Origin of the sequence: Acidovorax sp. PRC11 (genome assembly GCF_031844105.1) — a bacterium.
Classification (GTDB): Bacteria; Pseudomonadota; Gammaproteobacteria; order Burkholderiales; family Burkholderiaceae_C; genus Paracidovorax.
On sequence record NZ_JAUZUQ010000001.1, the window covers coordinates 197,796 to 223,931 of the forward strand.

The 26,136-nt window shown below is 68.7% G+C and carries 21 protein-coding genes, 1 tRNA gene and 1 other RNA gene; 8 read left to right on the forward strand and 15 right to left on the reverse strand.

The features are described from left to right. Positions 1-19: 19 nt before the first annotated feature. From Q9R47_RS00870 to Q9R47_RS00885, 4 genes are read right to left on the reverse strand one after another with little or no spacing between them, the layout of a single operon-like run. Positions 20-1,690, reverse strand: a complete 1,671-nt coding sequence (locus Q9R47_RS00870) for a dipeptide ABC transporter ATP-binding protein (protein ID WP_311231371.1) — start codon at positions 1,688-1,690, stop codon at positions 20-22. Then, positions 1,687-2,760 (reverse strand): ABC transporter permease, encoded by a 1,074-nt coding sequence (locus Q9R47_RS00875; protein ID WP_311231372.1) that lies wholly within the window; start codon positions 2,758-2,760, stop codon positions 1,687-1,689. The genes Q9R47_RS00870 and Q9R47_RS00875 overlap by 4 nt, the downstream gene beginning before the upstream one ends. 4 nt (positions 2,761-2,764) lie before the next feature. Further along, positions 2,765-3,802, reverse strand: coding sequence for an ABC transporter permease subunit (locus Q9R47_RS00880; protein WP_311231373.1), 1,038 nt, complete (start codon positions 3,800-3,802; stop codon positions 2,765-2,767). Positions 3,803-3,826: 24 nt separating this feature from the next. Continuing rightward, complete coding sequence (locus tag Q9R47_RS00885; protein ID WP_311231374.1) at positions 3,827-5,662, reverse strand: extracellular solute-binding protein; 1,836 nt, start codon at positions 5,660-5,662, stop codon at positions 3,827-3,829. A gap of 158 nt (positions 5,663-5,820) precedes the next feature. On the opposite strand from Q9R47_RS00885, the gene fabI reads away from it, so the two are divergent. Next, positions 5,821-6,618, forward strand: coding sequence for an enoyl-ACP reductase FabI (gene fabI / locus Q9R47_RS00890; protein WP_311231375.1), 798 nt, complete (start codon positions 5,821-5,823; stop codon positions 6,616-6,618). 56 nt (positions 6,619-6,674) lie between these two features. Here fabI and Q9R47_RS00895 read toward each other — a convergent pair whose 3' ends face one another. Both Q9R47_RS00895 and Q9R47_RS00900 read right to left on the reverse strand, forming a co-directional pair. Then, the gene (locus tag Q9R47_RS00895) at positions 6,675-7,235 is read right to left on the reverse strand and encodes a fasciclin domain-containing protein (RefSeq protein WP_311231376.1); all 561 of its coding nucleotides are present in this window, start codon (positions 7,233-7,235) and stop codon (positions 6,675-6,677) included. 188 nt (positions 7,236-7,423) lie between these two features. Further along, entirely contained in the window at positions 7,424-9,805 is a 2,382-nt protein-coding gene (locus tag Q9R47_RS00900; RefSeq protein ID WP_311231377.1) for an arginine/lysine/ornithine decarboxylase, read from the reverse strand. A 190-nt stretch (positions 9,806-9,995) separates the two neighbouring features. On the opposite strand from Q9R47_RS00900, the gene Q9R47_RS00905 reads away from it, so the two are divergent. The 4 genes from Q9R47_RS00905 (at position 9,996) to Q9R47_RS00920 (ending at position 12,903) form a co-directional block, all read left to right on the forward strand. Then, positions 9,996-10,439: an NfeD family protein gene (locus tag Q9R47_RS00905; protein WP_311231543.1), complete on the forward strand. Its 444-nt coding sequence runs from the start codon at positions 9,996-9,998 to the stop codon at positions 10,437-10,439. Between the two features lie 148 nt (positions 10,440-10,587). Then, on the forward strand, positions 10,588-11,502 hold the full coding sequence (locus Q9R47_RS00910; protein WP_311231378.1) for a stomatin-like protein: 915 nt from the start codon (positions 10,588-10,590) through the stop codon (positions 11,500-11,502). Between the two features lie 133 nt (positions 11,503-11,635). Beyond that, a tRNA-Ser gene (locus tag Q9R47_RS00915) sits at positions 11,636-11,725 on the forward strand. Positions 11,726-11,916: 191 nt separating this feature from the next. Then, positions 11,917-12,903 carry a tripartite tricarboxylate transporter substrate-binding protein gene (locus Q9R47_RS00920; protein ID WP_311231379.1) on the forward strand — a complete coding sequence of 329 codons (987 nt, stop codon included), beginning with the start codon at positions 11,917-11,919 and terminating at the stop codon, positions 12,901-12,903. A 33-nt stretch (positions 12,904-12,936) separates the two neighbouring features. On the opposite strand, the gene Q9R47_RS00925 is transcribed toward Q9R47_RS00920, so the two are convergent. The 5 genes from Q9R47_RS00925 to Q9R47_RS00945 all read right to left on the reverse strand — a co-directional run bounded on the left by Q9R47_RS00925 (position 12,937) and on the right by Q9R47_RS00945 (position 18,196). After that, positions 12,937-14,334 (reverse strand): sensor histidine kinase N-terminal domain-containing protein, encoded by a 1,398-nt coding sequence (locus Q9R47_RS00925; RefSeq protein WP_311231380.1) that lies wholly within the window; start codon positions 14,332-14,334, stop codon positions 12,937-12,939. Next, entirely contained in the window at positions 14,331-14,999 is a 669-nt protein-coding gene (locus Q9R47_RS00930; RefSeq protein WP_311231381.1) for a response regulator, read from the reverse strand. The genes Q9R47_RS00925 and Q9R47_RS00930 overlap by 4 nt, the downstream gene beginning before the upstream one ends. 91 nt (positions 15,000-15,090) lie before the next feature. Next, positions 15,091-16,116: a tripartite tricarboxylate transporter substrate binding protein gene (locus tag Q9R47_RS00935; protein ID WP_311231382.1), complete on the reverse strand. Its 1,026-nt coding sequence runs from the start codon at positions 16,114-16,116 to the stop codon at positions 15,091-15,093. 120 nt (positions 16,117-16,236) lie between these two features. Continuing rightward, positions 16,237-17,754 carry a tripartite tricarboxylate transporter permease gene (locus Q9R47_RS00940; protein WP_311231383.1) on the reverse strand — a complete coding sequence of 506 codons (1,518 nt, stop codon included), beginning with the start codon at positions 17,752-17,754 and terminating at the stop codon, positions 16,237-16,239. 19 nt (positions 17,755-17,773) lie between these two features. Then, positions 17,774-18,196: a tripartite tricarboxylate transporter TctB family protein gene (locus Q9R47_RS00945; RefSeq protein ID WP_311231384.1), complete on the reverse strand. Its 423-nt coding sequence runs from the start codon at positions 18,194-18,196 to the stop codon at positions 17,774-17,776. Positions 18,197-18,360: 164 nt separating this feature from the next. Here Q9R47_RS00945 and Q9R47_RS00950 point away from each other — a divergent pair, with 164 nt between their 5' ends. After that, positions 18,361-19,053, forward strand: coding sequence for a response regulator transcription factor (locus Q9R47_RS00950; protein ID WP_311231385.1), 693 nt, complete (start codon positions 18,361-18,363; stop codon positions 19,051-19,053). After that, on the forward strand, positions 19,043-20,566 hold the full coding sequence (locus tag Q9R47_RS00955; protein ID WP_311231386.1) for a sensor histidine kinase: 1,524 nt from the start codon (positions 19,043-19,045) through the stop codon (positions 20,564-20,566). Before Q9R47_RS00950 ends, Q9R47_RS00955 begins: the two co-directional genes overlap by 11 nt. 47 nt (positions 20,567-20,613) lie before the next feature. Here Q9R47_RS00955 and ssrA read toward each other — a convergent pair. The 4 genes from ssrA to ompA form a co-directional block, all read right to left on the reverse strand. After that, positions 20,614-20,992, reverse strand: a transfer-messenger RNA (tmRNA) gene (gene ssrA, locus Q9R47_RS00960). A 12-nt stretch (positions 20,993-21,004) separates the two neighbouring features. Continuing rightward, positions 21,005-21,688 (reverse strand): phosphoglycolate phosphatase, encoded by a 684-nt coding sequence (gene gph / locus Q9R47_RS00965; protein ID WP_311231387.1) that lies wholly within the window; start codon positions 21,686-21,688, stop codon positions 21,005-21,007. Then, positions 21,688-22,404 carry a bifunctional 2-polyprenyl-6-hydroxyphenol methylase/3-demethylubiquinol 3-O-methyltransferase UbiG gene (gene ubiG, locus Q9R47_RS00970; RefSeq protein WP_311231388.1) on the reverse strand — a complete coding sequence of 239 codons (717 nt, stop codon included), beginning with the start codon at positions 22,402-22,404 and terminating at the stop codon, positions 21,688-21,690. Before ubiG ends, gph begins: the two co-directional genes overlap by 1 nt. A gap of 82 nt (positions 22,405-22,486) precedes the next feature. Then, positions 22,487-23,143, reverse strand: coding sequence for an outer membrane protein OmpA (ompA, locus tag Q9R47_RS00975; RefSeq protein WP_311231389.1), 657 nt, complete (start codon positions 23,141-23,143; stop codon positions 22,487-22,489). Between the two features lie 235 nt (positions 23,144-23,378). On the opposite strand from ompA, the gene gyrA reads away from it, so the two are divergent. Continuing rightward, positions 23,379-26,051 carry a DNA gyrase subunit A gene (gyrA, locus tag Q9R47_RS00980; RefSeq protein ID WP_311231390.1) on the forward strand — a complete coding sequence of 891 codons (2,673 nt, stop codon included), beginning with the start codon at positions 23,379-23,381 and terminating at the stop codon, positions 26,049-26,051. The last annotated feature ends 85 nt before the right edge of the window (positions 26,052-26,136 follow it).

A 26,136-nucleotide genomic window follows, 5' to 3' on the forward strand; every position in this document is an offset into this window, starting at 1 on the left:
AGCCACGCCGCGGCAGCCGTCACGCCGGGGGCAACGCGCCCTCCTCGGCCGCGGCCACCAGCCGCCGGGTGTAGGGGTGGCGCGGCGCATCGAGCACCTGCGCCACCGGGCCGGCCTCGACCACTTCGCCGTCCTTCATGACGATCACGCCGTGCGCCATGGCGCGGATCACCGCCACGTCGTGGGTGATCAGCAGATAGCTCAGGCCCCGCTCCTTCTGCAGGCGCTGCAGCAGGACCAGCACCTGCTGCTGGATCGTCACGTCGAGCGCGCTCGTGGGCTCGTCGAGCACCAGCAGCTGCGGCTCCAGGATCAGCGCACGGGCGATCGCGATGCGCTGGCGCTGGCCGCCGGAGAATTCGTGCGGGTAGCGGCCCAGCAGCCCCGGGAACTGCGCCTGCGTGAGTCCCACGTCGGCGAGCGCGGCCTCGACGCGCGCGCGCCGCTCGGCCGCGCCGCCTTCCGGGGCATGCACGCGCAGGCCCTCGCCCACGATCTCCTCCACCGTGAGGCGCGGCGACAGCGAGGAGAACGGGTCCTGGAACACCACCTGCACGCAGCGGCGCAGCGCCTGGTTGGCGGCGCTGTTGCGTTGCGCCGGCATCTCCCAGGTGCCGCCGGCCACCGCCAGCTCGCCCTGGAAGGGCAGCAGCCCGAGCAGCGCCTGCGCCAGGGTCGATTTGCCCGAGCCCGACTCCCCCACCACGCCCAGCGTGCGCCCGGCGGGAATGTCCAGGTCGGCCCCCTGCACGGCCACGAACTCGCCGCGGCGGAACCAGCCGCGCAGTCCGGGCTGTGGAATGGAATAGGCCACGCGCAGCCCCCGGGCCCGCGCTGCCGCGGGCCGATCCGCATCGGCAGGGGTCTCCACCACGTCGCGGCGCGGCACGCTGCCCAGCAGCCGGCGGGTGTAGGCATGCGCGGGCGCCGCGAACACGTCGGCCACGGGGCCCTGCTCCACCAGTACGCCCCGCTCCATCACCGCCACCCGGTCGGCGAAGCGCCGCACCAGGTGCAGATCGTGCGTGATCAGGAGCACCGCCATGCCGGTCTGGCGCTGCAGGTCCGACAACAGCCCCAGGATCTGCCCGCGCAGGGTGACGTCGAGGGCGGTGGTCGGCTCGTCGGCCAGCAGCAGCCGCGGGCGGCTCGCCAGCGCCATCGCGATCATCGCGCGCTGCCGCTGCCCGCCCGAGAGCTGGTGCGGGAACGCCCCGGCGCGGCGCGCCGGCTCCGGCACGCCCGTGGACGCCAGCAGCTCCACCGCCTGGGCCGTCGCCTGGCCCCGCGTGAGGCCCTGCTTGAGCTGCAGCACTTCCGCGATCTGCGCGCCGACCGACATCAGCGGGTTCAGCGCCGTCATCGGCTCCTGGAAGACCATCGCGATGTCGCCGCCGCGCAGGCCGCGCATCGCCTGCTCCGGCAGCGCCAGCAGATCCTGCGCGGGTGCGCCGTCGCGACCCTGCAGCAGCGCGCGGCCCGTGACGTGAGCGTCCGGCACCAGCCGCAGCAGCGACAGCGCCGTGATGGTCTTGCCCGACCCGGATTCGCCCACCAGCGCCAGCTTCTCGCCGGCCCCGATGTCGAAACCCACGCCCTGCACCACCGCCTTGTCGCCGAAGCGCACGTGCAGGCCCTCGACGCGCAGCAGCGGCGCGGTGGCCGACGGAGAAGGAGATGGGGTACTCATTGTTTCCGCGGGTCGAGGGCGTCGCGCAGCGCATCGCCCATGAAAGTGAGCAGCAGCAGGGTGCCCGCCAGCACGGTGAAGGTGAAGATCGAAATCCACCAGGCGTCGATGTTGTTCTTGCCCTGGTTCAGCAGCTCGCCGAGCGACGGCGTCCCGGGCGGCACGCCCAGGCCCAGGAAATCGAGCGACGTGAGCGACAGGATCGCCGCGCTCATGCGGAACGGCAGGAAGGTGACGACCGGCGTCATGCTGTTGGGCAGGATGTGGCGCCAGATGATCTGCCCGTTGGGCACGCCCAGGGCGCGGGCGGCCTTGACGTAGTCGAGCTGCCGGTTGCGCAGGAACTCGGCCCGCACGTAGTCCGACAGGCCCATCCAGCCGAACAGGCTCAGCAGGATCAGCAGCAGCGACAGGCTGGGCGAGAACAGCGCGCTGAAGATGATCAGCAGGTACAGCTCCGGCATCGAACTCCAGATCTCGATGAAGCGCTGGAACGCCAGGTCCGTCCGTCCGCCGAAGAAGCCCTGCACGGCCCCGGTGGCGAGCCCCAGCAGCACGCCGGTCACGGTGAGCGCCAGCCCGAACAGCACGCTCACGCGGAAGCCGTAGAGCAGCTGCGCGAGCATGTCGCGGCCGCGGTCGTCCGTGCCCAGCCAGTTCTCGGCCGTGGGCGCGGAAGGATTCGGCGATTTCGCGAAATAGTTCAGCGTGTTCGGGCCGTACCGGTTGATGGTGTAGAGCGCCCAGCTGTCGCCCGCGCTCAGGCGCTCCTGGATGTACGGGTCGAGGTAGTCGGTCGGCGTGTCGAAATCGCCGCCGAAGGTCGTCTCCGGGTAGGTCTTGAACAGCGGGAAGTACGTCTGCCCTTCGTAGCGCACGATGAGCGGCCGGTCGTTGCTGACCAGTTCGGCGCCGAGGCTGATCACCACCAGCACGCAGAACACCACGAGGCTCCAGAACCCCAGCCGGTTGCGCTTGAAGCGCTTCCAGGCGCGGCGGGACGGCGACAGGGACGCCGGCGCGGCGGGCACCGCCGCCTGCACGGAAGGATCGGTGGGAGGAATGCTCATGCGCTCAATCGAACTTCACGCGGGGATCGACCCACACATAGCAGAGGTCGCTGACGAGCTTGGTCACCAGCCCGATCAGAGTGAACAGGTAGAGCGTGCCCAGCACTACGGGGTAGTCGCGGCGGATCACGCTCTCGTAGCTGAGCAGGCCCAGGCCGTCGAGCGAGAACAGCGTCTCGATCAGCAGCGAGCCCGTGAAGAACGCGCCGATGAACGCGGCGGGAAAGCCCGTGATGATGGGGATCAGCGCATTGCGGAACACGTGCTTCCAGAGCACCTGGCGCTCCGACAGCCCCTTGGCCCGCGCCGTCAGCACGTACTGCTTGCGGATCTCTTCCAGGAAGGCGTTCTTGGTGAGCATGGCCGTCACCGCGAAGCTGCCGGCCACCATCGCCGTCACCGGCAGCGTGATGTGCCACAGGTAGTCCACGATGCGCGCGCCCCAGTTCATCTGCTCCCAGTTGGAGGACACCAGGCCCCGCAGCGGGAACCACTGCAGCTGCCCGCCGAACACCACGAGCAGCGCCACGCCCAGCACGAAGCCCGGAATGGCATAGCCCACGAGCACGAGCAGCGTGGTCACGAAGTCGAACCGCGAGCCCGCGCGCACCGCCTTGGCCACGCCCAGCGGCACGGCCACCAGGTAGCTGATGAAGAAGGTCCACAGCCCCAGGCTGATGGAGACCGGCAGCTTCTCCAGGACCAGATCCCACACTTTCTTGTTCTGGAAGAAGCTCTGCCCCAGGTCGAAGCGCGCGAACTGCGACAGCATCTGCAGGAACCGCTCGTGCGCGGGCTTGTCGAAGCCGTACAGCGCCTTGATCTGCGCCAGCCGCTTCGGGTCCACGCCCTGATCGCCGCGGTAGCTCATGCCGCCCGATTCCGCGCCGCCCCCGCCCTTGCCCGCGGCCGTGCGGGCCTCCGCCAGGTACTGCTCCACCGGCCCGCCGGGCACGAACTGGATGACGGCGAAGGTGAGCAGCAGCACGCCCAGCAGCGTGGGCAGCATCAGCAGCAGGCGTTTGGCGATGTAGGCGAGCATGCAGGCGTCCAGAAAATGAAAGCTTCAACGGTCCGGGCGCTGCGCGCCGTCCAGGCTCCACCATGTGGACATCACCCACTCCTCCGCACGCGCATATGGCGGCATGGGCGCCTGGTAGTCCAGGCGCTGCTGGTTGTAGACGAAGCGGTGCGAGGACAGCCGCCACTGCGGGATCAGGTAGTGGCTGTGCATGATCACCCGGTCCAGCGCGCGGCACACGGGCAGCAGTTCGGCCTTGGATTTCGCACGCGTCAGGGCGCCCGCCAGCGCATCGACCGCCGGGCTCTTCACGCCGGCATAGTTGCCCGATCCCTCGACGTCGGCCCGCTGGCTGCCGAAGAGCTCCTGCATCTCCTGCCCGGGGTTGTAGGTGCCGGCGAAATTCAGCGTGATCAGGTCGAAATCGAATTTGTCCAGCCGCTGCAGGTACAGCGCGAAATCCACCGAGACGAAGCGCAGCGTGATCCCCAGTTTCTCCAGGTTGCGCATCCAGGGCGTCACGGTGCGCGCGCCGGCCTCCTTGCTGTCGAGGTAATCGAGCACCATGGGCTCACCGCGGGCATTGCGCAGTGCGTCGCCCTGGTACGTCCAGCCCGCGTCGGCCAGCAGTTGGCGGGCGCGGCGCAGGTTGGCGCGCAGCGAATGTCCCTCGCCTTCGGTCACGGGCGGCTGGTACATCGGCCCGTACACGGCGTCGGGCACCTTGCCGCGCCACGGCTCCAGCAGCGCCAGTTCTTCCGGCCCCGGCGTGCCCGTGGCCTGGCAATCGGTGTTGCCGAACAGGTCCGTCACGCGCGGGTAGCTGCCGTAGAACATCTGGCGGTTCATCCACTCGTGGTCGACCGCCAGCCCGAGCGCCTCGCGCACCCGCGGGTCCTGCAGCAGCGGCCGCCGGGTGTTGAGCACGTAGCTCTGGAAGCCCGCGGGCAGGCGGTGCTCCAGCTCCTTCTTGACCAGCACGCCCTGCCGGAACAGCTTGCCATCGATGCGGCGCGCCCAGTCGCCGGCCGAGTACACGGTCATGAAGTCGAACTCGCCCGCCTTCACGGCCTCCAGGCGCGCGGTGTTGTCGCGGTAGATCTTGACGGTGATGCGGTCGAAATTGTGCGCGCCCCGGTTCACGTTCAGATCGCGCCCCCAGTACTGCGGATCGCGCACGTAGGTGATGTCGCGCCCGAACGCCACCGGGCCGATGCGGTAGGGCCCGCTGCCGATCGGCGTGTCGGTCACGATCTCGTCGAAGCGCTTCGGTTTGCCGTCCGGCCCGCGGCCCCACGCGCGGCTGAAGATGGGCAGGCTGCCCACGGTGAGGGGCAGCTCGCGGTTCGGGTGCTTGAAGCGGAAGCGCACGGTGCGCCGGTCGATGACGTCCACCCCGGCCACGTCCTGCAGCAGCGTGGCGTAGCTGGGCGAGGCGTAGGGGCCGATCAGCGTCTCGTAGGTGTATTTGACGTCTGCCGCCTCCACGGCGCCGCCGTCGTGGAAGCGCGCCTCGGCCCGCAGCCGGAAGGTGGCGCTCAGCCGGTCCGGCGGCACCTGCACGTCCTCGGCCAGGAGGCCGTAGCCGGAGGCGGTTTCGTCCATGGAGCCGGTCAGCAGGCTCTCGAACAGCAGATCGGACAGGTAGGCCGGGGGCGAACCCTTCATCGTGAACGGGTTGTATTTGTCGAACGTGGAATAGCGCAGGTTGCTCACCATGCGCAGCTCGCCGCCCCTGGGTGCGTCGGGGTTCACGTAGTCGAAATGGCCGAAGCCCGGCGGGTACTTGAGGTCGTCCCACAGCGCGTACCCATGCGCGGCCCATGCCGGTGCCGCGCACAGCCAGCTTGCCAAGACCCCAAAGAGCATCCAGAACCGCATGCGACAATTCTGCACTACGGTGGCGGGCCGCCCATGCCCGGCGGGGATTTTCCCGGCCCGGCGCATCTCCGCCGTGCCGTCCGCCCCGGGGCCGCATGGCACGCTCCGCCAGTCCCCTCGCCATCCCCCTCTCATCGCATTTCATTGGAGAACAACAAATGGGTTTCCTGTCCGGCAAGAAGCTTTTGATCACGGGCGTGCTGTCCAACCGCTCCATCGCCTACGGCATCGCCAAGGCTTGCCATGCGCAAGGCGCCGAACTGGCCTTCAGCTACGTGGGCGAGCGCTTCAAGGACCGCATCACCGACTTCGCGGCCGAGTTCGACTCCCAGCTCATCTTCGACTGCGACGTGGCGAGCGACGAGCAGATCGAGCGCATGTTCACCGACCTGTCGGCCACCTGGCCGAAGTTCGACGGCTTCGTGCACAGCATCGGCTTCGCGCCGCGCGAAGCGATCGCGGGCGACTTCCTCGAAGGCCTGTCGCGTGAATCGTTCCGCATCGCGCACGACATCAGCGCCTACAGCTTCCCGGCCATGGCCAAGGCCGCCCTGCCCTACCTGAACGACAAGGCCGCGGTGCTCACGCTCAGCTACCTGGGCGCGCTGCGCGCGGTGCCCAACTACAACACCATGGGCCTCGCCAAGGCCAGCCTGGAAGCCAGCGTGCGCTACCTGGCCGAATCGCTCGGCCCCAAGGGCATGCGCGCCAACGGCATCAGCGCCGGCCCGATCAAGACCCTGGCCGCCAGCGGCATCAAGGACTTCGGCAAGCTGCTGGGCACCGTGGCCGATGCCTCGCCGCTGCGCCGCAACGTGACGATCGAGGACGTGGGCAATGCCGCGGCCTTCCTGCTCTCCGACCTCGCGAGCGGCGTGACGGCGGAGATCATGTACGTGGACGGCGGCTTCAGCCAGACCGGCGGCATCAGCCGCGACAGCGCCAACCTGGCCTGACCGCACGCCCGCGCCGGCGGGCGGTGCCGGCGGCCTGGCGGCCACCGGATCTGCGCTTACTTGGGCAGCAGCACCTTGTCCACGACGTGGATCACGCCGTTGGACTGGTAGACGTCGGGGATGGTGACGGTGGACATGCCGCCCTTTTCATCCGTGAGCGCGATCGACGAACCGCTGGCCTTGGCCGTCAGCGTGCCGCCGGCCACGGTCTTCAGGCTGGCCGAGCCCTTGCCGTCGGCGATCATCTTGGAGAGCGCGGCGGCATCGATCTTGCCCGGCACCACGTGGTAGGTGAGCACCTTCGTCAGCGTGGCCTTGTTCTCGGGCTTGAGCAGCGTGTCCACCGTGCCGGCCGGCAGTGCGGCGAAGGCGGCGTTGGTGGGCGCGAACACCGTGAACGGACCCGGGCCCTTGAGCGTGTCCACCAGGCCCGCGGCCTTCACCGCGGCGACCAGCGTGGTGTGGTCCTTGGAGTTCACGGCATTGTCGATGATGTCCTTGGTGGGGAACATCGGCGCGCCGCCGACGGTCACCTGCGCGAAAGCGGGCAGCGCGGCTGCGGAGAGGGCGAGCGTGAGGCCGGCAACGGCCAGACGGGCATTCAGGCGGAAGGTCATAGGGGTCTCCATGCGTTCGGTGTGAGTGAAGGCCGCCGGAAAACCCGTGCGGCTGCACACTGATACGGGGCACGGAGCCGCCTGGATTCAACCGCACCACGTCCCGATGAAAAAAAAGCCCGGGGCGCTGGCGCGCCACCGGACTTGCGGATTCCGTGCCGGGGCGGGCGGTGCCGCCCGGCGTGCCGTCAGATCGTGCGGCCGAACGGGCCGTCGCTGCCCACCTGCACGATGTCCTCGGCATCCGGCGCGTCCTTGCGGCCGCCGCGGCGGCCGGGCTTGGCCTGCACCGTCCTGGTCACGCAATCGGCGTAGTAGCGCACGTGGCCGTTGTCGTCCTCGATCTCCACCAGGCCGTGGATGTCGGTCTCGAAGCCCGGGCAGAGCTTGGCGAACTCGCGCGCGAACTTGAGGTAGTCCACGATCTTCTTGTTGAAGACCTCGCCCGGGATCAGCAGCGGAATGCCCGGCGGGTACGGAGTGATCAGGCTGGTGGTGATGCGGCCTTCCAGCTCGTCGATCTCCACGCGCTCGGTCTTGCGGTGCGCGATGTGGGCGAACGCGTCGCTGGGCTTCATCGCGGGCGTGAGGTCCGAGAGGTACATCTCGGTGGTCAGGCGCGCGATGTCGTATTTCGCGTAGAGCTCGTGCACGTGCTGGCACAGGTCCTTCAGGCCCATGCGCTCGTAGCGCTTGTGCTGCTGGCAGAACTCCGGAAGGATGCGCCACATCGGCTGGTTCTTCTCGTAGTCGTCCTTGAACTGCTGCAGCGCCGCCAGCAGCGTGTTCCAGCGGCCCTTGGTGATGCCGATGGTGAACATGATGAAGAAGCTGTAGAGCCCCGTCTTCTCCACCACCACCCCGTGCTCGGCCAGGTACTTGGTCACGATCGACGCGGGAATGCCGGTCTTGTCGAACTTGCCGTCCAGGTTCAGGCCGGGCGTCACGATGGTGGACTTGATCGGGTCCAGCATGTTGAAGCCGTCGGCCAGCTGGCCGAAACCGTGCCACTTGCTGGCGTTCTTCCTGCCCTTGCCGTCGCTGCGGATGATCCAGTCCTCGGCACGGCCCAGGCCCTCGTCCACCAGCTTGTCCGGGCCCCAGACCTTGAACCACCAGTCGTCCTTGCCGAACTCCTCTTCCACCTTGCGCATCGCGCGGCGGAAGTCCAGCGCTTCGAGCAGGCTCTCTTCGACCAGCGCGGTGCCGCCGGGCGGCTCCATCATCGCTGCGGCCACGTCGCAGCTGGCGATGATGCTGTACTGCGGGCTGGTCGAGGTGTGCATCAGGTACGCCTCGTTGAAGAGCGGGCGGTCGAGCTTCACCGTCTGCGAATCCTGCACCAGCACGTGGCTCGCCTGGCTGATGCCGGCCAGCAGCTTGTGGATGGACTGGGTCGCATACACCACCGAGTGCTTCGGGCGCGCGCGCTTCTTGCCCATCGCGTGGTAGCTGCCGTAGAACGGGTGGAAGGCCGCGTGCGGCAGCCAGGCCTCGTCGAAGTGCAGGTTGTCCACGTAGCCGTCCATCATCGACTTGATGGTCTCGGTGTTGTAGAGCACGCCGTCGTAGGTGGACTGCGTGATGGTCAGCACGCGCGGCTTCACCGTCGCGGCGTCCACGCCCTTGAGCAGAGGGTTGGCGCGGATCTTGGCCTCGATCGCATCGCGCTCGAACTCGCTTTTCGGGATCGGGCCGATGATGCCGAAGTGGTTGCGCGTCGGCTTCAGGAACACGGGGATGGCCCCGGTCATGATGATCGAGTGCAGGATCGACTTGTGGCAGTTGCGGTCCACCACCACCACGTCGCCCGGGGCCACCGTGTGGTGCCACACCATCTTGTTCGAGGTGCTGGTGCCGTTGGTCACGAAGAAGCAGTGGTCGGCGTTGAAGATGCGCGCCGCGTTGCGCTCGGATTCACCGATGGCGCCGTTGTGGTCCAGCAGCTGCCCGAGTTCCTCGACCGCGTTGCACACGTCGGCGCGCAGCATGTTCTCGCCGAAGAACTGGTGGAACATCTGGCCCACGGGGCTCTTGAGGAACGCCACGCCGCCCGAGTGGCCCGGGCAGTGCCACGAATAGGAGCCGTCTTCCGCGTAGTCCAGCAGCGCCTTGAAGAACGGCGGCTGCACGCCCTCCAGGTAGCTCTTGGCCTCGCGGATGATGTGCTTGGCCACGAACTCCGGCGTGTCCTCGAACATGTGGATGAAGCCGTGCAGCTCGCGCAGGATGTCGTTGGGCAGGTGGCGGGCCGTCTTCGTCTCGCCGTGCACGTAGATCGGCACGTCGGAATTCTTGCGGCGCACTTCGGCGATGAACTTGCGCAGGCTGAGCACCACCGGATCGAGCCCCGAGCCGAGCGTGAACTCCTCGTCGTCGATCGACAGGATGAAGGCGCTGGCGCGGCTCTGCTGCTGCGCGAACTGCGTCAGGTCACCGTAGCTCGTGACGCCGAGCACCTCGAAACCCTCGGCCTCGATCGCCTGTGCCAGGGCCCGGATACCCAGGCCCGATGTGTTCTCGGAACGGTAGTCCTCGTCGATGATGACGATGGGAAAGCGGAATTTCATGCGCAGCCTCCGAGCGAGCGGGCCCAAAAAACGAAATAGGCGCGAAGTGTAAGGAATAACGGTGTCATTCCTTTGAAGACATCGGCATTTGACCCAGAATGGACGGGAAAGCGCCGGCCCGCCGGGCACAGGCACAAACGCGAACGCGAACGCGACGACACAAGACACGACAAGGAGGACCCGACCCGTGATGCAGCATTCCACCCTCTGGTGGCTGATGGCCGGCGCCATGGTCGCCGCCGAACTCGTGACGGGCACCTTCTACCTGCTCATGCTGGCCGTCGGGCTCGCGGCCGGCGCCCTCGCGGCGCATGCCGGCCTGCCGATCACCGCGCAGCTCGTGGTGGCATCCTGCGTGGGCGTGGCCGGCGTCTTCGCCTGCCACCAGCTGCGCCGCCGGCGCATGGCCGCCGTGCAGCCCGCCGCGAGCAACCGCGACGTGAACCTCGACGTCGGCGAAACCGTGCAGGTGGGCGCCTGGAACCCCGACGGCACCGCCCAGGTGCGCTACCGCGGCGCGCAGTGGACCGTGGTGCTGCGCAGCGGCCCGGCTGGCGCGGCCACGGCCCTGCCCGGCACCTACCGCGTGGCGGAGGTGGTCGGCAACCGGCTGGTGGTGGACGCCGCCGCCTAAGCCGCGCGCGCCGCGGGCACGCGGCCCGGTTTCGCGGCCGCCCGGCTGCGCCGACACGCCCCGTGTGTTTCTTTCCGCCTGCGCCCCGGCGCAGGATTCCATCCACCCATCCCCTTCCCGGAAACGCGCCGGGGCAGCAAAGGACTCCATGGAAATCGCACTCATCCTCTTCGTCATCGCCGGCATCTTCGTCGCCCGCTCCATCAAGGTCGTGCCCCAGCAGAACGCCTGGGTCAAGGAGCGGCTGGGCAAGTACGCGGGCACGCTCACGCCGGGCCTCAACTTCCTGGTGCCCTTCGTCGACCGCGTGGCCTACAAGCACAGCCTGAAGGAGATCCCGCTGGACGTGCCCAGCCAGGTCTGCATCACGCGCGACAACACGCAGCTGCAGGTGGACGGCATCCTGTATTTCCAGGTCACGGACCCGATGCGCGCGAGCTACGGGTCGAGCAACTACATCATGGCCGTCACCCAGCTCGCGCAGACCTCGCTGCGCAGCGTGATCGGCAAGCTGGAGCTGGACAAGACCTTCGAGGAGCGGGACATCATCAATGCACAGGTCGTCCAGGCCATCGACGAAGCGGCGCTGAACTGGGGCGTGAAGGTGCTGCGCTACGAGATCAAGGACCTGACTCCGCCCGCCGAGATCCTGCGCTCCATGCAGGCGCAGATCACCGCCGAGCGCGAGAAGCGCGCGCTGATCGCCGCCTCCGAGGGCCGCCGCCAGGAACAGATCAACATCGCCACCGGCGAGCGCGAGGCCTTCATCGCCCGCTCCGAGGGCGAGAAGCAGGCGCAGATCAACAACGCCCAGGGCGAGGCCGCCTCCATCACCGCCGTGGCCGAAGCCACCGCCCAGGCGATCGAACGCGTGGCCGCCGCCATCCGCCAGCCCGGCGGCGAGCAGGCCGTGCAGCTCAAGGTGGCGGAGCGCGCCGTGGACGCCTACAGCCGCGTGGCCGCGGACGCCAACACCACCCTGGTCGTGCCGAGCAACATGACCGAGGTCTCGACCCTCATCACCTCCGCGATGAAGATGGTGCAGGGTGCGCAGCGGCCCTGAGCGCGGATCGTCGTCGCAGGTCGTGGGTCGTGTGCTGCAGGCGCGGCTTCGGGCGATGCAACGGGCCACGCGAAAAATTCCTGCGCCGGCTCGCCGGGAGGCCCCGGAATCGCTGCTATACTTGCGGGCTTCCGGAGAGGTGGATGAGCGGTTTAAGTCGCACGCCTGGAAAGCGTGTGTGGGCTAATCCCCACCGCGGGTTCGAATCCCGCCCTCTCCGCCAGATGCACAGCCCAAGTAGTTCGCGCTACTTGGGCTTTTTTGCTTGGGGTGCCACGCGTTCCCGCACGCTGGCATTCCATCGGAACGCGGCACCCTCGGGTTTTCCTGCATGCGTGGGCCCGCACGCGGGCGCCCGGCAGCCGTTAAGGTCAGGGGCCTTCACACCCCACACGCCTCCCCAGGAAACTCCCCGTGTCGATCCGGCTCCTCCCGGCCCTGTGCGCTACCGCCCTGTCGCTGTGCCTCACCACGGCCGCAGCCGGCCCGCTGGGCCGCACCGAGTGCATCGTCCCCGCCAAGCCGGGCGGCGGCTTCGATCTGACCTGCGGGCTCGTGCAGGCCGCGCTGCAGCAGAGCGGAGGCATTTCAGAGCCGATGCGCGTGAGCTATCTGCCCGGCGGCATCGGCGCGGTGGCATACAACACGGTGATCGCCCAGCGCCCCGGCCAGGCCCAGGCGCTGGTCGCGTTCTCCAGCGGCTCGCTGCTGAACCTGGCGCAGGGCAAGTTCGGCCGGCACACCGAGCAGGACGTGCGCTGGCTGGCCGCGCTGGGCACCGACTACGGCGCGGTGGTGGTGGCGGAGGATTCGCCCTACCGCACCCTGGCCGACGTGATGCGCGCGCTGCGGGACGATCCGGCCAGGGTCGCCCTCGGCGCGGGCGGCACGATCGGCAGCCAGGACTGGATGAAGGCGGCGCTGCTGGCCCGGGCCGCGGGGTCGCACCCGAAGCGGATGCGCTTCGTGGCCTTCGAGGGTGGCGGCGAGGCGATCCGGGCGCTGCAGGGCGGCTACATCCAGGTGCTCACGGGCGACGTGGCGGAAACCCGGCGCCAGCGCGAGGCCGGCGCGAAGGTCCGCATCCTCGCCGTGATGGCGCCACACCGCCTGCCGGGCGATCTGGCCGGCGTGCCGACGGCGAAGGAGGCCGGCGCGGACATCGAGTGGCCGATCCTGCGCGGCGTGTACCTGGGGCCGGGCGTCTCCGATGCGGACTATGCGGCCTGGGCGCAGGCCTTCTCGCGGACCGTGGCCACGCCCGCGTTCGAGCAGTTGCGGGCGGGGTACGGGCTGTACCCGCCCGCGCTCGTGGGCCGGCCGCTGGACGAGCGCGTGCGGCAGCAGGTGGCGCGGTACCGCCAGCTGGCGGAGGATTTCGGGCTGCGCACGGCCCGGTAGGTCGCCTGCACCGGCACGCGGGCCCTCCTGCCTTCAAGGCAGCGGGAATTCCAGGCCCACGACCAGGCCACCTTCGCCCGTGGCGGGCGCCAGCACCAGGCGCGCGCCATGCCGCCGGGCGATCGCGGCGACGATGGCGAGGCCCAGGCCGGAGCCCGAACCCTGGGTGTTGCCGGCCCGGAAGAACCGCTCGGTCACACGCGGCAGGTCTTCGGCCGGAATCCCCGGTCCGTCGTCGGCCACGCTCAGAACCACTACCCCATCGCTGGCAGCCACGTGCACGGTGACGCATCCGCCCTCCGGCGTGTACTTCAACGCGTTGTCGATCAGGTTCGACAGAGCCTCTTCCAGCAGCCCCGGGTCGGCCTGCACGGCGGGAACCGGCTCCGGCATCTCGAAGCCGAGGTCGATGCGCCGGCTCCGCGCGGCGGCCCAGTGGCGCCGGGTCACGTCGCCCGCGAGCCGGCCCAGGTCCACGGGCTGCAGGGCCGCGTCGGGCGTGTCGGCCCGGGCCAGCGCCAGCATCTGGTTGGTCTGGCGGATCGTGTGCTTGAGCTGTTCGCGCAGGGCCGCGAGCGCGTCCTGCATGCTGTCCATGTCGCCGGCCCGCTGGGTGAAGGTCACCTGGGTGAGCAGCGTGCTGAGCGGCGTGCGCAGCTGGTGCGATGCGTCGTCCACGAACCGGCGCTGGCCCTCCAGCAGTTCCCGGTAGCGGAAGATGTGCTGGTTCATGGCCTCCACCAGCGGCAGCACGTCGCGCGGCACGCGGTGGGTGTCGATCGGCGAGAGGTCGTCCGGCGCGCGCGCCTGCAGGTCCCGGCGCAGTTGCCGCAGCGGGCGCAGCGACCACGCCACGGCCGCGGCGACCATGCCGGCGGCCAGCGCCGCCAGCAGCAGGTCCGGCCCGATCGCGCCGACGAGGAACTGCCGGCTGAACTGCTCGCGCGAGGCGAACGGCTCGGCCACCTGCACCACCAGGCGCCGGTCGCTGCTGCCGCCCACGGCATGCCGCAGCGGCCGCGTGTAGGTGCCCACGCGCACGGTCTCGCCCGCATAGTCCACGGTCTCGAAATGCGGCTGACGGTCCCGCAGCAGATGGGGCGCCGGCATCGGCAGGTCGGGGTTGCCGATCTCCACCAGCCCGTCCTGCGTGGCCACGCGGTAGTACACGGGCCCGGCGGCCGTCAGCTCGAAGAATTCGAACAGCGCATAGGGCAGCTCCACCGCCAGGCCGCCGCTTTCGGTGGAGACGTTGGCATCGATCGCCTTGATCGCACCGAACAGCGACCGGTCGAAGGCGGCATCCACGGCCGAGCGCGCCGTGTGCCAGGTCAGCCAGACCTGCACGAAGCTGCCGACCATCACGCCGGCGAGCAGCACCACGATCAGCGTCCTGCGCAGGCTGACGCGGTGCAGCGCATCGACATTCATGCGGCCGGCTCGAGCAGGTAGCCCAGTCCCCGCAGCGTCGCGATCTGCACGCCGGTGCCGGTCAGGCGCTTGCGCAGGCGGTGGATCAGCACCTCGATCGCCTCCGCCTGCACGCCCGAGTCGTCCGGGAACACGCGGTCGAGCAGTTCCCGCTTGGTGAGCGGTTCACCGCCGCTCTGGATGAGCGTCCGCAGCAGGGCGTGCTCGCGGGCCGTGAGGGTGAGCAGCGCGTTGCCGGCCTCGAACCGCTTGGTGGTGGCGTCGAACGTGAGGTTGCCGCAGGTGAAGCGCCGGGTCTCGCGCCCGCGGGCCCGGCGGGTGAGCGCGAGCAGGCGGGCCTCCAGTTCTTCCACCTCGAACGGTTTGGCGAGGAAGTCGTCGGCGCCCGCCTTCAGCGTGGCGACGCGCTCGGCCAGCGTATCGCGGGCCGTCAGGATGAGGATAGGGACCGGGTCGTCGTCCTCGCGCAGGCTCTTCAGCACCTCGTCGCCCGCCAGCCCGGGCAGGCCCAGGTCGAGGATGAGCGCGTCGTAGCGTTCGGCTCGCAGGGCCCGGCGCACCAGGCGCCCGTCGGCGACCCAGTCCACCTGGTTGCCGCCCTGGGCCAGGGTGCGCACCAGCCAGTCGGCCAGGGCCGCTTCGTCTTCGGCGAGGAGCAGTCGCATGCGGTGTCGTTCAGTGTGCCGGAATGGTCCGGCCACCGATTGTGCAGGCCGCGGGCGGCGCGCGCCATGCAGGCGCACGCGCGTGCCGAGGTCAATCGGGCTTGATCTGCGCCCGGGCGATCACTTTCTTCCAGCGCGCCTGCTCCGATGCGATGAACTCGGCGAACTGCGCGGGCGTTCCGCCGATCGCCTCGGCCGCATCGCCGGAGAGCCTGCGCATCGATTCCGGCGCCTTCACCGCCTTCATGGTCTCCGCGGCCAGCTTGTCGATGTGGGCCTGGGGCAGGCTGGCGGGTGCGAGCATGCCGTACCACTGGGTCATCTCGAAGCCGGGGTAGCCCTGCTCGGCCACCGTCGGCACGTCTGGCAACTGGGGCAGGCGCTGCGCCGAACCCGTGGCGATGCAGCGCACCTTGCCCGACTTGATGAACGGAATGATCGCCGCCGCGCCGATGGCGGAGGCATCCACGCGGCCCGAGATCAGGTCGGTGAGCATGGGGCCTGTGCCCTTGTAGGGCACGTGCAGCATGAACACGTCCGAGGCCATCTTGAGGTATTCGAATGCCAGGTGGCCGGCGCTGCCGTTGCCGGCGGAGCCGTAGCTCAGCTTGGCGGGATTGCGCTTGGCGTAGGCGATGAATTCGCGCAGGTTCTTGGCGGGAACGTCCGGATGCACCACGTAGAGGCTCGGCACCTTCGCGAGCAGGCTCACCGGCTTGAAGTCGCTCGGCGACCACGGCAGCTTGGAGAAGATGTACGGGTTGACGGCCAGCGTGCCGATGTGCCCCAGGATGATCGTGTGCTGGTCGTCGGCGCGCGCCACCTCCGACATGGCGATGTTGCCGGCGGCGCCGGGCTTGTTGTCCACGTACACGTTCTGCCCCAGCGTCTTCGACAGCTCGGCCGCGGTGGAGCGGGCGACGATCTCGGAGCTTCCGCCCGGGGCGAACGGCACCACGAAGCGCACGGATTTGGACGGCCACGCGGCTTCCGCGCGCGACATCCGAGGCCACAGGCCCAGGGCACCGGCCGTGCCCGCGGCGGCACCGGCGAGCAGCAGGCCGCGCCGGGCGATGAGGGGATGGCGGTCGTCCGCCGTAGAGAGGATGGGGGCCACGCGTGTCTCCGGTGTTGTCGTCGATGCGGCGATCATGTCGCCGCCCGCCTTTCAGCGGGCTTTCACGCGGCCCCCCTGTTTACCCCAGGTTCCGTCCCGGGCCAGGTATGGTCTGGCGGCTCAGGCGCCCTGCTCCACCACCGGCACGGGCACCGCGGGAGCCCGCCCCCGCTGGCGGAAGAACGACACCACCTGCCAGAGGATGAACGCACCGACGAAGGTGAGCAGCGTGCCGCTGATCGGCCGCGACACGAACACGCCGAAGCTGCCGCGCGACAGCAGCATCGCGCGCCGGAAGTTCTCCTCCAGCATCGGCCCCAGGATGAAGCCCAGCATCAGCGGGGACGGATCGAGCTCCAGCCGCATGAACAGGTAGCCCAGCACGCCGAACACCACGGTGATGTAGATGTCGTCCAGGTTGTTGTTGATGCTGAACGTGCCGATGCAGCAGAAGAACAGGATCGCCGGGAACAGCACGTTGTACGGGATCTTGAACACCGACAGCCAGTAGCGCACCAGCGGCACGTTCAGGATCAGCAGGAAGCAGTTGCCGATCCACATGCTCGCCACCAGGCCCCAGAACAGTTCGGGGTGGCCGGCGATCATGTTGGGGCCGGGCTGGATGCCCTTGATGATGAAGGCGGCCATCATCAGCGCCATCACCGCGTTCTCCGGGATGCCGATGCTCATGAGCGGGATGAAGCTCGTGCGCGCGGCGGCCTCGTCGGCGGCGGCCTGCCCGGCCACGCCCTCGATGCAGCCGGTGCCGATCTCGTGCTTGTACTTGCTGACCTTCTTGTCCAGCGCGTAGGCCGCGAACTGCGCGATCACCGGGCCGCCACCGGGCAGGATGCCGAGGGCCGAGCCGACGACGCTGCCGCGCAGCGCACTCGGGACGATGCGCTTGAATTCGGCCCAGGTCGGGATCAGCTTGATCTTGCCGTTGAAGGGCGAGCGCTCCTCGCGCGAATCCAGGTTCTTCGTGATCTCCGCGATGCCGAAGCAGCCCAGCGCGATGCTCACGATGCCCACGCCGTCGGCCAGGAACGGCAGGCCCAGCGTGAAGCGCTCCGCGCCGCTGTTCACGTCGGTGCCCACCGAGCCGAGCAGCACGCCCACCAGGCACATCGCCAGGCCGTTCAGCAGGCTGCCCGTGGTCACGAAGCTCACGCACACGAAGCCCACGAGCATCAGCGCGCAGTAGTCGGGCGGGCCGAACAGGAACGCCACCTCGCCCAGGCTGGGCGCCAGGAAGGCCAGCACCACGATCGCCACCGTGCCGCCGATGAAGCTCGACACCCCGGCCGTGAACAGCGCCAGCCCGGTCTTGCCCTTGAGCGTCATCGCGTAGCCGTCGATGCACGCCACGATGCTGCTGGCATGCGGTATCTTCATCGTGATCGCGCTCACGCTGTCGCCGTACTGCGCGCCGTAGTAGATGCCGGCGAGCATGATGAGCGCGCCGGTCGTGTCCATCGAATAGGTGAGTGGCAGCAGCAGGCTGATGGTGGCGAGCGGGCCCAGGCCGGGCAGCAGGCCCACCAGGGTGCCCACGGTGCAGCCCAGCGCGCAGAACATCAGGTTCTGGACCGTGAGGGCGTGGCCGAAGCCGAACGCGAGGTTGTGTAGGACGTCCATGTCGTGGCTCTCCGTCGGCTCAATAGAGCGGCAGGCTCAGGCCCAGCAGCTTCTGGAACGCGAACGCGATGGCGATCAGCACCGCCGCGATCTTCACGTTGCGCGCCACCGAATACGACGTGCCCGCGAACCCGGAGCAGAACACCAGGAAGACGATGCCCGCGATCATGTTCACGAAGTGCGAGATCAGCGCGAAGCCGCACAGGCTGGCCAGGATGATGGCGATGTTGCGCGGGTTGAAATTCAGCGGCACCGGAGCCACCAGCCGCGCGCGCAGCACCGTGATGCCGCCGATCACGAACAGCATGCAGCTCACGATGAACGGGAACATCCCCGGCCCCGCGTGGCTGAGCGAGCCCAGCGAGTAATGCACCGACGGCAGGCCGAAGGCCAGCGCCAGCGCCATGAGGACCAGGCCCCGGACGAGATTGCGGTTGTTCATGATCGATGCGTCTCCTTGTGATTTCGCCGCGCATTGCGGCCACGCGGCGGCGCCGGTGGCTGCGGTATGCTGGCGAGGGCACTATTGCCGTCCAACCTGATCGCGGGCTGACCCTCAGCGTGCGTAGTTCCACGTAGCCCCACGTAGCCCCTTTCCTCGCCGCGATGCGCATCCTTCTCGTGGAAGACGACCCCGTCCTGAGCCGCACCATGGCGCAGGGACTCGAACGCGCGGGCCACCGCGTCGAACTCGCCCGCAACGTGGAAGAGGCCCGGCACTGGTGGGCCGTGCAGCCCTTCGACGCGGTGCTGCTGGACCTGAACCTGCCCCACGGCCCGCAGGCCCGCAGCGGACTGGGCAACGGCCTCGCCGCGCTGCGCGCCGCACGCGCCCGCGGCGACCGCACGCCGGTGCTGGTGCTGAGCGCGCGCGACAGCACCGAGGAACGCATCGCCGGCCTGGACGCCGGCGCCGACGACTACCTCGGCAAGCCCTACGAACTCAAGGAAGTGGAGGCGCGCCTGCGTGCCCTGGCGCGGCGCGCTACCGGCTCGGGCGACCTCGTCGCCGTCGGCCGCCTGCAGCTCGATCGCACGGCGCGCCGCTGCAGCGTGGAGGACCAGCCGCTCGAACTGCCCGCGCGCGAGTTCGAACTGCTCTGGGAACTGATGACGCCGCCGGGCCGCGTGCTGAGCAAGAGCGAGCTGTCGCAGCGCCTCTCCGACGCGGGCGAGGCACTGGGCGACAACGCGCTCGAGGCCTTCGTCTCGCGCCTGCGCCGCAAGCTCGCCGGCAGCGGCGCGGCGATCCGCACGCTGCGCGGCCTGGGCTACACGCTCGAAGAAGATGCCGCCTGAGCCGCGCCCCGCGGGCAAGCCGGCGCTGCGCCAGCGCATCGGCCGGCACGTGCTGCTGTCGCTGCTGCTCATCTGGGCCCTGGGCAGCGCGGTGGTGCTCGTCGTCGGCGGCCACTTCGTGGCCGAGGCCTTCGACCGCGCGCTGCTCGACGACGCGCACGCCCTGGCGCTGCACGTGCGCGGCAGTCCTGACGGTGCACTGCACCTGGACCTGACGCCCCGCGAGGCGGACCTGCTGCGCTTCGACCAGCACGAGTCCGTGCGCTTCGCGGTGTGGAGCGACACGGGCGCGCTGCTGGGCGGCGACGAAGCCCTGGCCGCAGGCGCCCTGCCCGGCGGCACCAGCAGCGGCATCGCCGGCGGCGACCACCGCTACCGCTTCTCCGACACCGTGGTGGAGGGCCGCGCCATGCGGCGCACCACGCTGCGCGTCGAAGGCCCGCCGGGCTACACCGTCGTGATGGCCGAGACCACCTCCCAGCGCGCCCAGTTGCTGGGCAGGCTGCTGCTGTTCTCGGTGCTCGCGCAGCTGTGGCTGCTGGTGGTGCTGGGTTCGTGGCTGCTGCGCGGCATCGAGCGCGACCTGCGGCCCCTGGCCGACCTGCAGGACGCCATGGCACGGCGCGACGCGGCCGACCTGCAGCCCCTGCCGGGCGCCCTGACCGCCGGGGCCCGCACGAGCGACGTGGAACGGCTCGGCGAAGCGCTGGACGGCCTGCTCGCCCGCGTGCGCCGCGGCCTGCAGGCGCAGCGCGAATTCGCGGGCAACGTGGCCCACGAACTGCGCACCCCGCTCGCCGGCATCCGCGCGCAGGCCGCCAACGCGCTGGCCCAGGACGACCCCGCTGTCTGGCGCAGCGAGCTGCAGGGCATCGCCGACGCCGAACAGCGCGCGAGCCGCACCGTCGATCAGTTGCTGGCACTGGCACGCGCCGCCGAGGGCGAGATCGCCCTGCCCCTGCAGACCGTGGCGCTCGACGCCCTGGTGCGCGGCGTGCTGCTGCGCTACCTGCCCCGTGCCGACGCCCTCGGCGTGGACCTCGGCGCCGAAGGCCTGGACGTACCGGTCGCCGTGCGCGGCGACGCCGGCCTGATCGAAGGCCTCCTGCACAACCTTCTGGACAACGCCCTGCGCTACGGCCGCGGAGAGCCGCCGCGCATCACGGTCATCCTGGAGTGCGCTGCGCCCTGGGCGGTGCTGCGCGTGGCCGACAACGGACCCGGCATGGATGGGAGCCTGGAGGGTGGCGGCGATGGCGAAGACGCTCCCCTGGCCCGGCGCTGGATGCAGGGGGAGCAAGGCCAGCGCCTCGGCCAGGGCGCAGGGCTGGGCCTGGCGATCGTGACGCGGTATGCGGAGCTGATGAAAGGCCGCATGTGGATGGAGGAGTCGCCGGGCGGGGGGGCGACCGCGTGCGTGCGTTTGCCGCTGGCGGCGACAGAGCCGGATCAGAATGCGCCAGGCATCCAACCGCCCACGGCCCAATTCAACACCAGACCCTGCAGGGCATAAAAAAACCGCCACACGCTGGGAGTTCCAGTGTGTGGCGGTGTCCTGAGTGGTGGAGCTGGCGGGAATTGAACCCGCGTCCGCAAGCCTTCTTCGGGCAGATCTACATGTTTAGCGGTCTGTTTTGGATCTCACCTTCCGAGCCGCGCAGTCGCACGCTGCAAGGAAGGCCAGCACCCTTGGATCTCGCCCCATGCCAAGGTACCCGGCAGGAGGCCAGCTGACGTGAATAACCTTGCAGCCGGGAGGCCTTGCGGCCCCCTTGCCCAGCCCGTCAGCGTGCTGTTGCAAGGCTCACCGGTGTTTAAGCGGCGAGTGCGAAACGTTCGTCGTTTGCAGTTGGTTTGTTGAATGCAGATTTACGAGCGCCAATCAAGCTCGACATGCACCACACCGATTCCGAACCCACGTCGAAACCAGGGCAGCCCCAGACCTCCCATTTTAGGCCCTGGGAAGCCATTGCAAGAGGTCGAGGGGAAATTTAATTGCGCAGTGCGCCCCCCAAAGCTCCGGCTCCTTGTGCTGGCCGAGGTAGCCGTAGAGCGCCGCGACGGTGCCCATGCCGGCCGCGTTACCCGCGACGATGTCGCGCTCGTCGTCGCCGACGTAGAGGCACTCTTCGGGCGGGACGCCCAGGCGGGACGCGGCTTCCAGCAGGGGCGCGGGATGCGGCTTGGCATGCGGCGTGGTGTCGCCGCTCACCAGCACGCCGGACGTGCGGAACAATGGGATCGCCTCCGTGAGGGGCACGGAAAAGCGCGTGGCCTTGTTGGTGACGACGCCCCACGGCAGGCCGGCCTGCGCCAGCCGTTCGATGAGCGCCTCGACGCCGTCGAAGACGATCGTGCGGTCGTGGATGCAGGCTTCGTAGTTGACGAAGAACTCCTCCCGCAGGGCCGGAAAGTCGGGATGGTCGGGCGCCATGCCCAGCGCCACGGCGAGCATGCCGCGCGCACCGGCGCCCGCCATGGGCCGGTAATCCGCCAAGGCCAGCGACGGCAGGCCGCGGTCCGTGCGCATCTTGTCCGCGGCCGCGCCGAGGTCGGGCGCGCTGTCCACCAGCGTGCCGTCGAGGTCGAAGAGCACCGCACTCACGCGGGACGGGAAAGGGGGCATTTCCGCCATCACGCCTGCGCCCTCCGGCACGCGAGCAGGTAATTGACGCTGGTATCCCCACTCAGCGCATAACGCCGCGTCAACGGGTTGTATTCCATTCCACGGGAATGCTGCACGTCCAGATGCGCGGAACGGCACGCGGTGGCCAATTCGCTGGGTTTGATCAGCTTGGCATATTCATGCGTTCCGCGTGGCAGCATACCCAGCACATATTCGGCGCCCACGATCGCCAGCAGAAACGCCTTCGCATTGCGATTGATGGTGGAGAAAAACACCCAGCCACCCGGTTTGACGAGCCGTGAACAGGCCTGAACCACCGAGCCGGGATCGGGCACGTGCTCGAGCATTTCCATGCAGGTGACGACGTCGAATGCCGCCGGAGATTCGTCGGCCAGCGCCTCGACGCTGACTTCACGGTATTGGATATTCGGCGTGCCGGTTTCCAGGGCGTGGAGCTGCGCGACCTTCAGCGATTTGGTGGCCAGGTCGATGCCGGTGACCTCGGCCCCCCGGCGGGCCATGGCGTCCGCCAGGATGCCGCCGCCGCAGCCCACGTCGAGCACGCGGCGCCCGTGCAGCGGTGCGATCGAATCGATCCATCCCAGCCGCAGCGGGTTGATCTCGTGGAGCGGCCGGAACTCGCTCTCGGTATCCCACCAGCGGTGGGCCAGTTCGGAGAATTTGGCCAGTTCGGCCGGGTCGACGTTGGCGGAGGATGGGCTCATTGCCAAATTGTGCCCCATCGCCGCGCGGCCATAAAAAAAGCCCCGGAGACCGGGGCTTTCAGAGGCTGGAAACCTGTCGAAATCAGTTGGCGCGGGTGCCGACCACTTCGATTTCCACGCGACGGTTCTTGGCGCGGCCTTCCTTCGTCTTGTTGTCGGCGATGGGCTGCTTCTCGCCCTTGCCTTCGGTGTAGACGCGGTTCTTCTCGATGCCCTTGGACACGAGGTAGGCCTTCACGGCTTCGGCGCGGCGCACGGACAGCTTCTGGTTGTAGGCATCGGTACCGATGGAGTCGGTGTGACCCACGGCGATGATGACTTCCAGGTTCACGTTCTTGACCTTGGAGACCAGATCGTCCAGCTTGGCCTTGCCTTCGGGCTTCAGCACGGACTTGTCGAAGTCGAAGAAAGCGTCGGCGGCGTAGGTCACCTTGCTGGCCACGGCGGGAGCCGGAGCGGGAGCAGGAGCCGGAGCAGCGGAAGGTGCGGGGGCTGCGGCAGGAGCCGGAGCAGCCTGGGCCACCAGGGCGCCGTCGCAGCCTGCAGCGGCGGTGGCGGGCGTCCAGTTGGCATCGCGCCAGCACAGTTCGTTGGTGCCGTTCTTCCACACCAGCTCGCCGGTGCCGTTTTGCCAGTTGTCGATCACCTTGCCGCCGTCAGCGGCCTTGACTTGGGCACCAGCCGAGGTAGCCAGCACGGCAGAGGCCAACAACATCGCCACTTTGTTCAGTTTCTTCATGGTTCTCCTCTTGGGGAAAAAGCCGCAGCCGCGCTGCGAATATGGACGTCGTTAGTGACCATCACCAAAAACGTTGAATTGATTGTGCCATACGTAACAAGGCAAAGTGACCGCACCCCAACCCTCAACCGTAGGACAAAAGCGCTTTACCCCCCGATCTGTTGCGCACTTGCGACAAGGCGTTGCGCCTTAGAATGTCCGACCTCCGCCGCCCCGATCCTGATCGCCGATCCCCATGACCCAGTTCGCCAAAGAAACCCTGCCCATCAGCCTCGAGGAGGAGATGCGGCGCAGTTATCTCGATTACGCGATGAGCGTGATCGTCGGCCGCGCGCTGCCGGATGCGCGGGACGGCCTCAAGCCAGTTCACCGCCGCGTGCTGTTCGCGATGCACGAGCTGAACAACGACTGGAACCGCCCTTATAAGAAGTCGGCGCGTATCGTCGGCGACGTGATCGGCAAATACCATCCGCACGGCGACAGCGCGGTGTACGACACCATCGTGCGGATGGCGCAGGACTTCTCGCTGCGCCACATGCTGGTCGACGGCCAGGGCAACTTCGGCTCGGTGGACGGCGACGGCGCGGCCGCGATGCGGTACACCGAAATCCGCCTCTCGAAGATCGCGCACGAGATGCTCGCCGACATCGACAAGGAAACCGTCGACTTCGGCCCCAACTACGACGGCAGCGAGAAAGAGCCGCTGGTGCTGCCCAGCAAGCTGCCCAACCTGCTGGTGAACGGCTCCGCCGGCATCGCGGTGGGCATGGCGACGAACATCCCGCCGCACAACCTGAACGAAGTGGTGGACGGCTGCCTGCACGTGCTGCGCCACCCGGATGCGACGGTGGACGAGATCATGGAGATCATCCCCGCGCCCGACTTCCCCACCGCGGGCATCATCTACGGCATCAACGGCGTGAAGGACGGCTACCGCACCGGGCGCGGCAAGGTCATCATGCGCGCGCGCTGCCACTTCGAGGACATCGACCGCGGACAGCGGCAGTCCATCATCGTCGACGAGCTGCCCTACCAGGTCAACAAGAAGACGCTGCAGGAGCGCATGGCCGAACTGGTGCACGAGAAGAAGATCGAGGGCATCAGCCACATCCAGGACGAGTCCGACAAGTCGGGCATGCGCCTCGTGATCGAGCTCAAGCGCGGCGAAGTGCCCGAGGTGGTGCTGAACAACCTCTACAAGCAGACGCAGCTGCAGGACACCTTCGGCATCAACATGGTGGCGCTGGTGGACGGCCAGCCGCGGCTGTGCAACCTGCGCGACCTGATCGTCGTCTTCCTGCAGCACCGCCGCGAGGTGGTGACGCGGCGCACGGTGTTCGAGCTGCGCAAGGCGCGCGAGCGCGGCCACGTGCTGGAAGGCCTCGCCGTGGCGCTGGCCAACATCGACGATTTCATCCGCATCATCCGCGAATCGCCCACGCCGCCGATCGCCAAGACCGAGCTGATGAACCGCGCCTGGGACAGCCAGCTGGTGCGCGAGATGCTCACGCGTTCCCGCGCCGACGGCGGCGTGGTCAACGCCGACGACTACCGCCCGGAGGGCCTGGAGCGCGAATACGGCATGGGCCAGGACGGCCTCTACCGCCTTTCGGAAACGCAGGCCCAGGAAATCCTGCAGATGCGCCTGCAGCGCCTGACCGGCCTGGAGCAGGACAAGATCGTCGCCGAGTACAAGGACATCATGGCGGTCATCGAGGACCTGCTGGACATCCTGGCCAAGCCCGAGCGCGTCTCGGCCATCATCGGCGACGAGCTCACCGCGATCAAGCAGGAGTTCGGCCAGCACAAGCTCGGCATGCGCCGCACCCTGGTCGAGCACAGCGCGCAGGATCTCTCCACCGAGGACCTGATCACGCCGACCGACATGGTGGTGACGCTCTCGCACACCGGCTACATCAAGAGCCAGCCGCTGTCCGAATACCGCGCGCAGAAGCGCGGCGGGCGCGGCAAGCAGGCCACGGCCACGAAGGAAGACGACTGGATCGACCAGCTCTTCATCGCCAACACCCACGACTACATCCTGTGCTTCTCCAACCGCGGCCGGCTGTACTGGCTCAAGGTGTGGGAAGTGCCGGCGGGCTCGCGCGGCTCGCGCGGCCGGCCGATCGTGAACATGTTCCCGCTGCAGGAAGGCGAGAAGATCAACGTGGTGCTGCCGCTCACCGGCGACATGCGCACCTTCCCGGCCGACCGCTTCGTGTTCATGGCGACCAGCATGGGCACCGTGAAGAAGACGGCGCTCGACGAGTTCAGCAACCCGCGCAAGGGCGGCATCATCGCCGTGAACCTGGACGACGGCGACTATCTGATCGGCGCGGCGCTCACCGACGGCAAGCACGACGTGATGCTGTTCTCCGACGGCGGCAAGGCCGTGCGCTTCGACGAGAACGACGTGCGCCCGCTGGGCCGCGCGGCGCGCGGCGTGCGCGGCATGATGCTCGAAGAAGGCCAGAGCGTGATCGCCATGCTGGTGGCCGAGGACGAGACGCAGAGCGTGCTCACGGCCACCGAGAACGGCTACGGCAAGCGCACTTCCATCGTCGAGTACACCCGCCACGGCCGCGGCACCAAGGGCATGATCGCCATCCAGCAGAGCGAGCGCAACGGCAAGGTCGTGGCCGCGACGCTGGTGCATGCCGACGACGAGATCATGCTGATCACCGACAAGGGCGTGCTGGTGCGCACCCGCGTGGGCGAGATCCGCGAGCTGGGCCGCGCGACGCAGGGCGTGACGCTGATCGCGCTCGACGAGGGCGCGAAGCTGAGCGGCCTGCAGCGCATCGTCGAGAACGACGCGAACCCCGTGGTGGCCGAGGACGGCGACGAGCCGGCGCCCGATGCCGGCCCGGAAGCGGACTCCGGCACGGACGGCTCCGCCGACGCGTGACCGCGCAGTGCGCCGGCACAGGCCCCTCGGCCCGCGCCGGACGCCTTTCCCCAACGGCCCTGCCGCCCCGCGCGGCACGGCCTTT

Coding starts and splice junctions, on each gene's coding strand:
- Q9R47_RS00870 (WP_311231371.1), bottom strand. CDS start 1,690: ATGAGTACCCCATCTCCTTCTCCGTCGGCCACCGCGCCGCTGCTGCGC.
- Q9R47_RS00875 (WP_311231372.1), bottom strand. CDS start 2,760: ATGAGCATTCCTCCCACCGATCCTTCCGTGCAGGCGGCGGTGCCCGCC.
- Q9R47_RS00880 (WP_311231373.1), bottom strand. CDS start 3,802: ATGCTCGCCTACATCGCCAAACGCCTGCTGCTGATGCTGCCCACGCTG.
- Q9R47_RS00885 (WP_311231374.1), bottom strand. CDS start 5,662: ATGCGGTTCTGGATGCTCTTTGGGGTCTTGGCAAGCTGGCTGTGCGCG.
- fabI (WP_311231375.1), top strand. CDS start 5,821: ATGGGTTTCCTGTCCGGCAAGAAGCTTTTGATCACGGGCGTGCTGTCC.
- Q9R47_RS00895 (WP_311231376.1), bottom strand. CDS start 7,235: ATGACCTTCCGCCTGAATGCCCGTCTGGCCGTTGCCGGCCTCACGCTC.
- Q9R47_RS00900 (WP_311231377.1), bottom strand. CDS start 9,805: ATGAAATTCCGCTTTCCCATCGTCATCATCGACGAGGACTACCGTTCC.
- Q9R47_RS00905 (WP_311231543.1), top strand. CDS start 9,996: ATGCAGCATTCCACCCTCTGGTGGCTGATGGCCGGCGCCATGGTCGCC.
- Q9R47_RS00910 (WP_311231378.1), top strand. CDS start 10,588: ATGGAAATCGCACTCATCCTCTTCGTCATCGCCGGCATCTTCGTCGCC.
- Q9R47_RS00925 (WP_311231380.1), bottom strand. CDS start 14,334: ATGAATGTCGATGCGCTGCACCGCGTCAGCCTGCGCAGGACGCTGATC.
- Q9R47_RS00930 (WP_311231381.1), bottom strand. CDS start 14,999: ATGCGACTGCTCCTCGCCGAAGACGAAGCGGCCCTGGCCGACTGGCTG.
- Q9R47_RS00940 (WP_311231383.1), bottom strand. CDS start 17,754: ATGGACGTCCTACACAACCTCGCGTTCGGCTTCGGCCACGCCCTCACG.
- Q9R47_RS00945 (WP_311231384.1), bottom strand. CDS start 18,196: ATGAACAACCGCAATCTCGTCCGGGGCCTGGTCCTCATGGCGCTGGCG.
- Q9R47_RS00950 (WP_311231385.1), top strand. CDS start 18,361: ATGCGCATCCTTCTCGTGGAAGACGACCCCGTCCTGAGCCGCACCATG.
- Q9R47_RS00955 (WP_311231386.1), top strand. CDS start 19,043: ATGCCGCCTGAGCCGCGCCCCGCGGGCAAGCCGGCGCTGCGCCAGCGC.
- gph (WP_311231387.1), bottom strand. CDS start 21,688: ATGGCGGAAATGCCCCCTTTCCCGTCCCGCGTGAGTGCGGTGCTCTTC.
- ubiG (WP_311231388.1), bottom strand. CDS start 22,404: ATGAGCCCATCCTCCGCCAACGTCGACCCGGCCGAACTGGCCAAATTC.
- ompA (WP_311231389.1), bottom strand. CDS start 23,143: ATGAAGAAACTGAACAAAGTGGCGATGTTGTTGGCCTCTGCCGTGCTG.
- gyrA (WP_311231390.1), top strand. CDS start 23,379: ATGACCCAGTTCGCCAAAGAAACCCTGCCCATCAGCCTCGAGGAGGAG.